Source organism: Aquimarina amphilecti (assembly GCF_900109375.1).
Classification (GTDB): domain Bacteria; phylum Bacteroidota; class Bacteroidia; order Flavobacteriales; family Flavobacteriaceae; genus Aquimarina; species Aquimarina amphilecti.
In genome coordinates, this window is the sequence record NZ_FOAB01000003.1 from 622,622 (window position 1) to 635,879 (window position 13,258).

Annotated in this window: 10 protein-coding genes; 7 read left to right on the forward strand and 3 right to left on the reverse strand. The window is 32.5% G+C overall.

Going from position 1 to position 13,258, the window contains the following annotated elements; genetic code table 11:
* Positions 1 to 23: 23 nt before the first annotated feature.
* On the reverse strand, positions 24 to 2,810 hold the full coding sequence (locus BMY33_RS10450; RefSeq protein WP_091408100.1) for a 2-oxoglutarate dehydrogenase E1 component: 2,787 nt from the start codon (positions 2,808 to 2,810) through the stop codon (positions 24 to 26).
* Positions 2,811 to 2,924: 114 nt separating this feature from the next.
* On the opposite strand from BMY33_RS10450, the gene BMY33_RS10455 reads away from it, so the two are divergent.
* Complete coding sequence (locus tag BMY33_RS10455; RefSeq protein WP_244543003.1) at positions 2,925 to 3,446, forward strand: alpha-ketoglutarate decarboxylase; 522 nt, start codon at positions 2,925 to 2,927, stop codon at positions 3,444 to 3,446.
* A gap of 138 nt (positions 3,447 to 3,584) precedes the next feature.
* Complete coding sequence (locus tag BMY33_RS10460) at positions 3,585 to 3,956, forward strand: hypothetical protein (RefSeq protein WP_091408101.1); 372 nt, start codon at positions 3,585 to 3,587, stop codon at positions 3,954 to 3,956.
* Between the two features lie 11 nt (positions 3,957 to 3,967).
* Here the strand turns inward: BMY33_RS10460 and BMY33_RS10465 are convergent, their stop codons facing one another.
* Positions 3,968 to 4,594 (reverse strand): hypothetical protein, encoded by a 627-nt coding sequence (locus BMY33_RS10465; protein ID WP_091408102.1) that lies wholly within the window; start codon positions 4,592 to 4,594, stop codon positions 3,968 to 3,970.
* 181 nt (positions 4,595 to 4,775) lie between these two features.
* Between BMY33_RS10465 and BMY33_RS10470 the strand changes: the two genes are divergently transcribed.
* Complete coding sequence (locus BMY33_RS10470; protein WP_091408103.1) at positions 4,776 to 5,120, forward strand: hypothetical protein; 345 nt, start codon at positions 4,776 to 4,778, stop codon at positions 5,118 to 5,120.
* Between the two features lie 96 nt (positions 5,121 to 5,216).
* Here the strand turns inward: BMY33_RS10470 and BMY33_RS10475 are convergent, their stop codons facing one another.
* Positions 5,217 to 6,191 carry a polyprenyl synthetase family protein gene (locus BMY33_RS10475; protein ID WP_091408105.1) on the reverse strand — a complete coding sequence of 325 codons (975 nt, stop codon included), beginning with the start codon at positions 6,189 to 6,191 and terminating at the stop codon, positions 5,217 to 5,219.
* A gap of 296 nt (positions 6,192 to 6,487) precedes the next feature.
* Between BMY33_RS10475 and BMY33_RS10480 the strand changes: the two genes are divergently transcribed.
* From BMY33_RS10480 to BMY33_RS10495, 4 genes are read left to right on the forward strand one after another with little or no spacing between them, the layout of a single operon-like run.
* The gene (locus BMY33_RS10480; protein ID WP_091408106.1) at positions 6,488 to 7,087 is read left to right on the forward strand and encodes a TetR/AcrR family transcriptional regulator; all 600 of its coding nucleotides are present in this window, start codon (positions 6,488 to 6,490) and stop codon (positions 7,085 to 7,087) included.
* A gap of 3 nt (positions 7,088 to 7,090) precedes the next feature.
* Positions 7,091 to 8,512: a TolC family protein gene (locus BMY33_RS10485; protein ID WP_091408108.1), complete on the forward strand. Its 1,422-nt coding sequence runs from the start codon at positions 7,091 to 7,093 to the stop codon at positions 8,510 to 8,512.
* Between the two features lie 8 nt (positions 8,513 to 8,520).
* Positions 8,521 to 9,687, forward strand: coding sequence for an efflux RND transporter periplasmic adaptor subunit (locus BMY33_RS10490; protein ID WP_091408109.1), 1,167 nt, complete (start codon positions 8,521 to 8,523; stop codon positions 9,685 to 9,687).
* Positions 9,688 to 9,692: 5 nt separating this feature from the next.
* Positions 9,693 to 13,235 (forward strand): efflux RND transporter permease subunit, encoded by a 3,543-nt coding sequence (locus tag BMY33_RS10495; RefSeq protein WP_091408111.1) that lies wholly within the window; start codon positions 9,693 to 9,695, stop codon positions 13,233 to 13,235.
* Positions 13,236 to 13,258 lie beyond the last annotated feature (23 nt).

Below are 13,258 nucleotides of genomic sequence, written 5' to 3' on the forward strand. Positions count from 1 at the left end.
TATTTCGATTTATAGTTACTTTACTATTTTCTTTTTCTTCTTTGATTATCTTTTGTTTTATCAAATACAAAATCAATCACTTCTTGATGTCTTCTTTTAGATCTCGTTGCACTACCAGCTGCAGGAGCACCGTAAGGTCTTCTACTTGCAAATCTAAAAGAACTCGCATCATCATAATGCATTAAAATATGACTTAGCGCACCCATGTTACGAGGTTCTTCTTGAGCCCAAACAATATCGGTAGCCTTATATTTTTTAATTAATTTATCCATTTCCTTTGCTGGAAGTGGAAATAATTGCTCTAATCTAACTAAAGCAACATCATTTCTACCCAACTTTTCTTTTTCTTCTAATAAGTCATAATAAAACTTACCCGTACAGAAAACCAAAGTTTTAGCATCTTTTGCCTTAGCTACAGGATCATCAATTACTGTCTGAAAACTTCCATTAGCAAATTCTTCTACCGAAGAAACTACTTTAGGGTGGCGCAATAAACTTTTTGGAGTAAAAATAATTAAGGGTTTTCGATACGTAGCTTTCATTTGCCTTCTTAACAAATGAAACATATTAGCTGGTGTAGTAACATCTGCTACAAACATATTATCTTTAGCACATAATTGAAGGTAACGTTCCATTCTAGCAGAAGAATGCTCTGCTCCTTGGCCTTCATATCCATGTGGTAATAACATTACTAATCCATTCTGAAGCTTCCATTTATCCTCCGCAGAAGAAATGTACTGATCAATCATAATCTGAGCTCCATTACTAAAGTCTCCAAATTGAGCTTCCCAAATTGCCAAGGTTTTTGGACTAGCCATAGCGTATCCATAATCAAACCCAACAACTCCGTATTCTGAAAGTAATGAATTATAAATACAAAAGTCTCCCTGCTCTCCTTTCAGGTTATTCAGTAGCAAGACTTCTTCTTCACTATCCTCAACTTTAACAACTGCATGTCGATGAGAAAAAGTTCCTCTCTCAACATCCTGCCCACTCATTCTAACATCATAACCTTCTTTCAATAATGATCCATAGGCCAGTAATTCTCCCATAGCCCAGTCCAATTGATCTTTTTCGAAAAACATCTTATGTCGTTGATCAATCAAACGTTCTATTTTACGAAGAAATTTCTTATCAGAAGGTAATTTGGTAATCACTTCTGCAATTTCAGTAAGATCTGCTTTGGAAAATGTAGTATCTACAACTGCCATCATTTCATCCTCTTGAACTCGAGTAAACCCGTCCCATTCATCTTTCATGAATGGTGTAATAACAGTCTTCTCTTGCTTACGAGAATCTTCTAGTTCTTCTTCTAAAGATGCTTTATAATCCTTCTCCAGTTCTTTTACATACTCAGCCTTAATAATCCCTTCAGAAATTAATTTTTCTGCATAGATATCTCTAGGGTTATTATGCTTTGCTATTGCTTTATATAATTTAGGTTGTGTAAAACGAGGTTCATCACCTTCGTTATGACCATATTTTCGATATCCTAATAAATCAATAAATACATCACGACCAAAGTTCATTCTAAAATCTAATGCAAAATTTGTAGCGTGCACTACAGCTTCTGCATCATCCGCGTTCACATGAAGTACTGGAGATAAAGTCACCTTACCAACATCTGTACAATAAGTAGATGAACGTGCATCTAAATAATTAGTAGTAAAACCGATCTGATTATTTACTACTATATGAATAGTTCCACCTGTTTTATATCCATCTAATTGTGCCATTTGCACAATTTCATAAACTAACCCTTGTCCCGCAATAGCTGCATCTCCATGAACAACTATAGGTAAAACCTGTGATATATTTTCTTTGTAATGTTTATCTTGCTTTGCTCTGGTAATTCCTTCCACAACTGCTCCAACTGTTTCTAGGTGAGAAGGATTTGGAGCAATATTCATATTAATTGCCTTCCCAGAATCCGTTTTTCGTTTAGAAGTCCACCCCAAATGATACTTCACATCTCCATCAAAAACAGCTTCTTCATAATCTTTACCATCAAACTCGCTAAAAATATCTTTAGGGCTTTTCCCGAAGATATTAGTAAGTGTACTCAGACGACCACGATGTGCCATCCCCATAACGAATTCTTTAACCCCCATATCAGCAGCTTTTTCTACCAAAGCATCTAATGCTGGTATCAAAGACTCTCCTCCTTCCAGAGAGAAACGTTTTTGTCCAACATATTTGGTATGCAAAAAACTTTCAAAAGAAACTGCTTGATTTAGTTTTTTCAGAATGTGTTTTTTCTGATCAGTAGAAAATTTAGTCCTATTTGTATTAAAATTAACTCGATCCTGTATCCATTGTCTTTCTTCAGGGTTTCGAATATACATGTATTCAATACCGATAGCATCGCAATATATCTGCTCTAAATGAACGGTTATATTGCTCAATGTATTAGGTCCAATTCCAATAATCTCTCCAGCATTAAAAACCGTATTAAGGTCACCTTGACTTAAACCAAAATTCTCTAAAGCAAGTGAAGGATGGTATTTTCTTCTTTCTCTTACCGGATTTGTTTTGGTAAACAAATGACCTCTGGTTCTGTATGCGTCTATAAGACGCACTACCTGAAATTCTTTCTGAAGATTTTCGGGAACAGCTATCGCCTTATCTCCCGAATCTTTTTCTATATAAATTGTTTCCCCAGAGTCCTCTGCACTTTCTAATCCAAAATCAAATCCTTGAAAAAATGCTCTCCAACTAGGTTCTACACTATCTGGGTTTTGCAAATATTGATCGTATAAATCTGCAAAAAATGCGGTATTAGCCGCATTCAAAAATGAATATTTATCCATATGTAGGTATTCAACCGTCTTTTTATTATAAAACATCACAAAAATACAATAATTACAGTATATTGAGTATCGAATTATATATATTTATTGTAACATTTTTTTACAATTTTAACAATGAAAGTGTTTCTTATTCATAAAATCAAAATCATAACCTTAGTTTCCTTAATATTATTTTCCTTACAACAATGTTATTCTCAGGAAGACAATTTTTGGTCTCGAGTTAGAATTGGAGGAAATATAGGGATTGGATTTACAGACGATACTTTTAATGGAATATTAGCTCCTTCTGCCATCTATGACTTTAACAATCACTTCAGTATGGGATTCGGACTTAATTTCGGGTACACGGACTCGCGTAATTTCACCGCTACTAATTATGGAGCTAGTCTTATCACTCTTTATAACCCTCTCCCGGCGTTACAACTATCTGCAGAGTTCGAACAAATGGGAGTAAGTAGAAATTTTGAAATTGAAGGAGGAGACATAAGTGATAATTATTGGTATCCGGCTTTGTTTATTGGAGCAGGCTATAGAATAGGATTTGTGAGTGTCGGATTACGATATGATGTATTATATGATGACAACAAAAGTATTTATGCTAGTGCTTACGCCCCTTTCGTGAGAGTATTTTTCTAAAAACCACAATACTACAGAGAAAAATGCGTTTTTTATCTAGAAAAAAATACCGGTCATCTAATATATAGCAGAAGCTCTATCGTTTTCCTGTATTTTTTCTACTTTTAATATCAATTACGATTAAAACCCCAAAGTAAAATGAAAAACCATATTCTTATGTTATCCATCGCGATAGCAGTATCCTCGTGTTCTAGTAACAAAAAAGCGGTAACCACAAAATTTGATCCTAACAACAATCCTTATTACGTAAAAAAAGAAAAAAAAGGATTAAGTGAGGTAAACGATCCCAAAATACAAGGGGAAATTAATGCAATTATAGAAAAGCATCTGGGCATATCTATATCTTCTATAGCCATCTCACCTATTACACTCACAAATTCAAGATATCATTGGAAATTTATGAATGTACGAAACGGCAAGAGCTTTATAGGATCTACTGACATTAATTTTGAGTCTGTTAAAATAATAAAGAACAATAAAAAGTCGAATACCCAAGTATCCGATTTCTAAAATATATTATTTTACCAGATATGAAAAATACATCTAGGTTTTCTATTAGAATAGTTATCTAATTTCTTTTCAGCTTTTCTGAGAAGTCTATACTTATAACGTATATCTTCTACACCTTCTATACAGATACCTTTTTTAAGCGTAAGAGTATTAAAATATTGTTGATCCCAATCAGCAAGCTTCTCACTATGCTTTCTTTCGAAACATTTTGATTTCTCATTATTTTCGAAATACATTCTCTGTTCAGTAACTTCAACTACTTTTTCTGCACTTGTAGAAGATACACCTTGACTACTTTCTTTATAAAGAGTATTCATATACATTATTTCAGAAATCGAAGTCTTCAGTCTTAGCACATCTTCTTCTATAAAATAATTTTCTAAAAATGTATCATTCCCAAAACCTTGCTTATAAATATGAGTCATTAACCTTAACTCATCATCAAGATAATATAGTTCAATTCTTCCTGATAGATCCTCTGCACATTTATAATATTTTGTTCTATTTTTTATTAAAGTATCCTTAGCTGTAATTCTTTCTAAAAACGTTTCATATGAGTCATTAATTTTATCAAAACTCTCTTGAGCACACATAAAATTTAGAAAAAATAACAAAAACGCACTAACAAACACTTTCATAACAACATTTACTTATTTATAATTTATGCTTACAATATACATTTATCTAGATTTTTTCTAAAAACATATGTTCTTAATCGGAAAAAATTACAAATCATCTAATATTACACGTTTTAATTATGCTTAATCCATAAAAAAACTATGCTTAGTCAGTAATTTTGAACTGTAAAACAAACTCATTATGAAAACAAAATTACTCATTGCTATTTTAGGTCTTTCTATTATCAGCTGTTCTAGTTCCAAAAAAACAATGGAAGAAACAGACCCTACTGTATCTACTCAAAAAATAGCTGACAAAAAAAGTTCAATTACAAATTCTAAGACTAAAGAAATTAATCATAAAATTAATAGTATAATTCAAAATTACCTTGGTGTACCCATTTCTTCTATAGCAAGATCGGATATAAAAGAAACTAATGAAGGGTATCAATGGAAATTTATGAATGTAAAAACCGGAGAAAACTTTATTGCCAACACTGATTTCAACTTTAAATCAGTAAAAATTAAAAAAAATAAAAGAAGTTAATAGAGTAGTCACCTACACTACCTTTATTAATATTAATACGCAGTATTTTTTTGCCTCAACTAAGCGTAACCTGATTTAATCATAAATCAGGTTTTTTTATACATTTCTATTCATTAATTGCTCTCCAAAAGCTTGTAAAATTTTCTTCTTATCCTGTGAAATAGACAAATCATTTAGAACTTCAAAAGCTTTTTCTGTATATTTTTCAATTTCTATTCTTGTTTTCTCTTTTGCTCCTGTAGTTTCAAAAATACTTTTAACTGTCTGTATTTTTTCAGATGGATCTTCTGGATTTAAAGAAAAAAGTCCTTCTAATTGTTTTTTTACATTATCATCTGCATTTTCTATCGCTTTAAGATATAAAAAGGTTTTTTTATTTTCGATAATATCCCCACCCACTTGCTTACCAAAAGTAGCTGGATCACCAAAAGCGTCTAAGTAATCATCTTGTAGTTGAAAAGCTAAGCCTAGCAATCTTCCAAAATCATAAATAGCAGATTTACATGTATTAGAAGCTTCCGCTATAATAGCCCCCATCTGCATAGCTGCAGCAACAAGCACTGCAGTCTTATACTCAATCATTTTTAAATATTCTGGAATAGTAACATCATCTCTTGTTTCAAAATCAATGTCATATTGTTGCCCTTCGCATACTTCTATAGCAGTTTTAGTAAATAATTGTGCTAATTGCTTAAAAGTATCTCCTTCATAATTTTCAAAAAGCTGATAAGCATTAATCAACATAGCATCTCCTGAAAGAATACCTGTATTAATATCCCATTTTTCATGAACAGTTTCTTTTCCTCTTCTAAGTGGTGCATCATCCATAATATCGTCATGAACCAAAGAAAAGTTATGAAAAACTTCAATAGCTAAAGCCGCATCTAGTGCCTTTTCGTAGGAACCACCAAAAATCTCAGAAGTCATTAGCACCAAGACTGGTCTTAATCTCTTCCCCCCCAGTGTTAGGATATATGAAATAGGTTCATAAAGATTTTTAGGCTCCTTTTTTATAGTATTCTCTGATAAATAATCTAAAAAGTATTCTTGATAATTTAAAATGGTATTCACTACTTATTTTTTTTGTGCTAAGGTAAAATAAAAATTAAAAAACCGTTTAGTTAAAAACCATATCTATTATCAAAAATACTTATCAATTATATTTATCGTACTAAATAATTTATGGAAATCAATGTCCAAGTTGAATATCATTTTTCGTTATATAAAAAATGTAGCTTCTCAACAACTCAACTCATCTAAAGGACGGTTCAAGTTATTTCATTGTTAAAAAATTGTGAAACTTAGGAAACTTTTAATGTTTTTAAAGTTTCCTCATGTACATTTGCACAAAATAATTCAAACCCTAGATGAAGGAAAAAATAATCGAGAAAGCAAATGATATGTTCTTAAGCTTTGGTTTCAAAAGTGTAACTATGGACGACCTCGCTTCTGAATTAGGGATTTCTAAGAAAACGATCTATGCGCATTTTCAGAATAAAACAAAATTAGTAGAAGCTACTACGGATCATTTGTTTTGCACTATTAGTGACGGTATCGATTCCATTTTAGAAGAAAACAAAGAACCTATAGAAGAATTATATGCTATTAAGGCCTTTGTTATGTATCATTTGAAAGATGAAAAAACATCTCCTCAATACCAACTTCAAAAATATTACCCTAGAATACATAGTAGTCTTAAAGTAAGACAGTTTGAAACTATGCAAGAATGCGTAATTGAAAATCTAGAGCGAGGTATTAAAACAGGAGTTTTTAGAGAAAATATAGATATCGAAATTATTTCAAGACTATATTTTATGGGAATGACAGGAATAAAAGATCAAGAAATGTTTCCTATTCAACATTTTCCAGTATCGAAATTAATGACAGACTATTTAGAATATCATGTACGTGGTATTGCCACAGAAAAAGGATTAAAAATTTTAGACAACCTATTAAAACAACCATAAATTATGAGAAACAACCTTTGGTCGATATGTTTCTTTAGCTTATTTACAACATTTTCTTTTGCACAGGAAACTCCGGTTTCTTCTCAATATTCATTTACTTTAGATGAGGCAATCGAATTTGCACTAGAAAATAGTTATCAGTCTATAAACGCTAGACGTGATGTAGCTAAAGCTTTAAAGCAAAAATGGGAAACCACAGCAACGGGTTTACCACAAATTAATGCTGCAATTGATTATCAAAATCAATTAAAACAACCTGTTTCTTTACTGCCCGCTTCAGCTTTTGACAGTAGAGAAAGTACTATTAATACAGTTGAGGAATTTTTTGACTTAACTGCTAACGGTTCTCCCGATCCTCTTGATGGTTTTATACCAGTAGTTTTTGGAACTAAACAACAACTGACCGCAAGTGCCACATTATCTCAACTACTTTTTGACGGATCTTATCTTGTTGGCTTAGAAGCAGCTAAAAGTTTTTTACAATATACCAATGATTCTCAGGAAAAAACTCAACTTAATGTTCGTGAAAGTGTCATTAATGCCTACGGGAGTGTTTTGGTGTCAGATGAAAGCATTAAAATACTTCAGAATAACAAGGCTGCTTTAGAAAAAAACTATGAAGAAAGAAAAAAGATTTTCGAAAATGGTTTAGCAGAAGAAGAGGATGTAGAACAATTACAAATCACGTTACTCCAAATTACGAATCAATTGAACAATGCACAAAGGTTATCGAAGATTGCATTACAAATGTTTAATCTAACTATCGGAGTGGATGTAGATTCCAACACTGTTTTATCTGATAACCTTGATAATTTGACAATTAAGAATGTTGATACATCCGTTGGATTAAAACCCTTTATAATAGAAAACAATGTTGACTATAGATTAGGGTACTTATTAACGGAGCAAAGAAGACTTGAACTAAAACTAGAAAAAAGTAAAGCCTTGCCTACATTATCCGCTTTTGTCAATTATGGAACACAAGCTAATAGTGACACTTTTACATTCTTAGAAAATGAACAACGGTGGTTTCAATCTTCTATATTAGGAGTAAGTCTTAATATACCTATTTTCAGCTCTTTAGGAAGGAGTGCGAAAACTCAACAAGCAAGAATTGCTTTTGAACAAGCTAATACATCTTTCACAGAAGTACAGCAACAAATTCAGCTACAATACAACTCTACGGTAAGTGATTATCAGCTTTCTTTAGAAACCTATGAAACATCAAAACAAAATCTTGCTTTGGCAGAAAGAATAGAAAACAAAAATCAAATAAAATATACCGAAGGATTGGCTTCTAGCTTTGAACTAAGACAGGCTCAATTACAATTGTATAGTGTACAACAAGAGGTACTACAAGCAATGCTTACCATTATAAACAATAAAGCCAAGTTAGAATCAATTCAAAATACACCTAATAACTAGACATACTCATGAAAAAAATACTTACCATATTCTCTGTATTCCTTCTTCTTGTTTCTTGTGGACAAAAAGACGGCAAGTCTATTGAAAAAGTAATAGAAAATGGAGATCTAACAGCAATTAGAGCCAAAAGAAGTGAAGTTGTAGCAGAACAACAAGCTGTAGCTTATAAGCTAAAACAATTAGATGAAGCAATAGCTTCTTTAGACAGTATCAAAAAACTTCCATTAGTAACTACAATACAAGCAAAAGACACCCTGTTCACTCATTATTTAGAATTACAAGGAAGTGTAGAAACAAAAAAGAATATTGTTTTATATCCGGAAACTTCAGGAACACTTCTAAAAGTATTCGTAAAAGAAGGGCAACGCGTTTCTAAAGGACAAACATTAGCAAGAATTGATGATGGTGGTCTTAGTCAACAAGTAGCTCAAATGGAAGTGCAGGCAGAATTAGCAAAAACTACTTATGAGCGTCAGAAAAAATTATGGGAACAAAAAATAGGTTCTGAAATTCAATACTTACAGGCAAAAACGAATTATGAATCTTCAAAAAACGGAGTTGATCAGATGAAACGACAATTAGCTAGGTCTGTAGTAACCGCTCCATTTTCTGGAATTGTTGATGACGTTATAGCTGAACAAGGAAGTGTAGTAGCCCCAGGACAAACAGAATTGATCCGTATCGTTAACTTAAACGATATGTATATCGAGATAGAAGTTCCTGAAAGTTACATTTCTAGTATCGTAAAAGGAAAAGAAGCAAAAGTTCATTTTCCTATACTTGGTACCACTATCGATACAAAAATTCGACAAGTTGGTAATTACATAAACCCAAATAATCGTTCATTTACTGTTGAGGTAGCAGTACCAAATAAGGATGGTGTTATTAAGCCTAACCTTACTGCTAAAGTAAAAATCAATGATTATACTAGCGAAAAGGCAATTTTAATACCACAGAGTATTATTTCTGAAAACTCAGAAGGAGATCAATATACCTATGTTACTTCTGGAAAAAACACTAACAACATTGCCGAAGCTAAACGTACCATTGTAAAAACTGGAAAAACACAGGGAGATTTTATTGAAATCCTTGAAGGCATCAAAAATGGCGATGCTATTATAAGTGAAGGCGCCAGAAGTGTTAAAGATGGTCAAAAAGTCGAAATTATAAACTAAATCCTATGGAAGTTAAAAAGAAAAAAGTAGATAAGGAATTTAGGTTATCATCGTGGGCAATAGACAACCCTACTACAATTTATGTAATGATGGCTATTTTCTTCATTCTTGGACTGTCTGCATATTTTTCTATGCCAAGAGAGAATTTTCCAGAAATTAATGAAACAAAAATATATATCAGTGTTCCATATCCTGGAAATACCTCTGAAGATATAGAAAGACTAATTGTCGATCCTTTAGAAGATAAGTTAAAAAACCTTGGTGGGGTTGTAGAAATAGTATCCACATCACAGGAAGATTATGGGATTATAACAGTAGAGTTTGAAGAAAAATTCACTGTTGCACAAGCAAAACAAAAGGTTAAAGACGAAGTAGATTCTGAAAAATCCAATGAAGATTGGCCTACTTTTAATGGAGCCAAAGTAGAACCTAATGTTTTTGATCTCAGTATATCTGAAGAAACTCCAATTATGAATATTAATATCACTGGAGATTATCCAGTAGATAAGTTAAAACAATTTGGAGAATACCTAGAAGATGAGATTGAAGATCTTAAAGAAATTAAGGGTGTTGATATCAGAGGAGCCCAGGAAAAGGAAGTCGAAGTAGCAGTAGATATTTATAAAATGATGGCTGCTAAAGTTAGTTTTGATGACGTTCTTAATACCATAAGAAATGGAAATATAACCATGTCTGCAGGTAATATGGTTGCAAGCGGACAAAGAAGAACTATTAGAATTCTAGGTGAGATCGATCGCCCTTCTGAGTTAGATAATTTTGTAGTTAAGTCTCAAGATGGAGCTGTTTATCTTAGAGATATCGCTAAAGTAACTTTTAAAGAAGAAGACAAAACTACCTATGCCAGAGAGTTTGGTGATAATGTAGTAATGTTAGAAGTTAAAAAACGTTCTGGAAAGAACATGGTAGAAGCTGCAGATCAAATCCGCGATATTGTTACGAACGCGGAGGAAAATATATTTCCAACAGATTTAAATATTAGTATTGCCAATGATCAATCTACCAAAACGATTAATCAGGTAGATGATTTAGTAAACAATATCATTTTTGGGATTATTTTAGTTGTAGGCGTATTAATGTTTTTCTTAGGATTTAGAAATGCATTGTTCGTAGGGTTTGCAATACCAATGTCGATGTTCATATCATTTATGATCCTATCTCTATTAGGATACACTATGAATACAATGATTCTTTTTGCCTTAATTATGGGATTAGGAATGTTAGTGGATAATGGTATTGTGGTGGTAGAAAATGTTTATCGCCTGATGGAAGAAGAAGGAATGTCTAGGATAGAAGCTGCCAAAAAAGGAATTGGCGAGATAGCATTTCCAATTATTATTTCTACGCTAACCACTGTAGCAGCATTTGTTCCCTTAGGTATGTGGCCTGGTGTAATGGGGCAGTTTATGATATATTTCCCTATTACATTATCCGTTGTATTAGGTTCTTCATTATTTGTAGCCATCTTTTTTAACTCTATGTTAGTTTCTAGGTTTATGGATATTGGGGAGAAAGAGTTGACTTTAAAACAACTGATACGTTTAAGCCTAATTCTTGGTGGATTCGGAATATTTATAATGATCGTTGGCGGTCCTGCAAGAGGTCTTGGTACTTTAATGATTTTTACTGCCATTATGTTCTGGATATATAAATATCTATTAAAAAGAATGGCTACTTTTTTCCAAAGTAGAATTTTAGTTTGGTTAGAAAACAGTTATCAACGATTCCTTTCTTTTGCCTTGAGAGGTTGGAAATCCTATGGATTTGTATTTGGTACTTTTCTTTTGTTATTTGTAGTTTTTGGAATGTTTGGTGCATCGGTAGGAAGTAAACGCACAAAAATTGAATTCTTCCCTGATAATAAACCAAATCAAATAATTGTATATGTAGAATATCCTCAAGGAACTGATATAGAAAAGACCAATAAAATCACCAAAGAAATTGAAGGTCGTGTTTATGCTGTTATAAATGACAAGGAATATATTGAAGGACAAGATCACAATTTCTTAGTAGAAGCAGCTGTATCGCAAGTTGGTGAAGGTGCTGGTAATCCCCAAACAGATGGTGGTAGTAGTGCCGAAATGCCGCATCGTGCTAAAATCATTGCTGCGATGAGAGAGTATAAATTCAGAAAAGGAAAAGACTCTGAAGAACTACGATTTAAAGTACAAGAAGCATTAAAAGGGATTTATCCTGGAGTTGCTATTTCTGTAGAAAAAGATGCTGTAGGGCCACCCGCAGGATACCCTATTAATATTGAAATTGAAGGAAAAGATTATGATGAACTTATCAACGTAGCTGAGCGTATGAAAAATTTCATCAATGAAAAGAATATTCCTGGGATAGAGGAATTAAAGATTGATGTTAATAAAGGAAAACCTGCAATGCAAGTAGTTGTCGATAGGCAAAAAGCAGGAGAATTAGGTGTAGCAGCTGGTCAGGTAGGGAATCAATTACGTCGTTCTATTTTTGGAGAAAAAGCTGGGGTTTACAAGAAAGAAGGTGAAGATTATGATATTTATGTTCGTTTTGACAAAACCAATAGATATAATACAAGTGCTTTATTTAATCAAAACATCACTTTTAGAGATCAAGCAACAGGAAGACTTAAAGAAATACCAGTTTCTGCTGTAGCATCTAAAAAGAATACTTCTTCTTTTAGTGCTGTGAAACATAAAGACACTAAAAGAGTAGTAACCGTTTACTCAGGATTACAGCCAGGGTATACTGATGCAGGAGCTATTGTTGACCAAATACAAACCGAAATGGCTAGTTTTACTGGGAAGCCAAAAAATGTCGAAATTGATTACACAGGGCAAATTGAAGAGCAAAATAAGCAAATGGAATTTTTAATGGGAGCGTTTTTTGCCGGATTAGGACTTATTATGCTTATCCTTATTTTTCAATTTAGTTCTATATCTAAGCCCACCATTATTATGATCGCCATATTCTTAAGTTTTATAGGAGTATTTGGTGGGATTTTAATCACTGGTTCTGCTTTTGTAATTATGATGACCATGATGGGGATTATTTCACTAGCAGGAATTGTAGTAAATAATGGTGTAGTACTATTGGATTATACACAATTATTAATCGATCGTAAAATGGTTGAACTTGATGTTCCTGAGAATGAATTACTACCAAATGACGAAGTAATGAAATTAATAGTAAAAGGAGGTAGAGCTCGTCTTAGACCTGTGATTCTAACAGCTATTACTACAGTATTAGGTTTAATACCATTAGCGGTTGGATTTAATATTGATTTCTTCTCTTTATTCTCTTCCTTTGATCCGAAAATTTATATTGGTGGAGATAATGTAATTTTCTGGGGACCTTTAGCTTGGGCAGTGATTTACGGATTGATTATCGCTACTTTCTTAACTTTAATCATCGTACCATGTTTATTCTTTATAGTACATAAAGTAAAAGCTAGATTTCGTAGAAAGAAAAGTGCGAAAACAACTATAATTAATGATCAAGATTTTGAAAGTGATGGAAATACAGAAATTCCGGTACCTTCAACTACTTAATACTATAGACATAGTACTAAAAA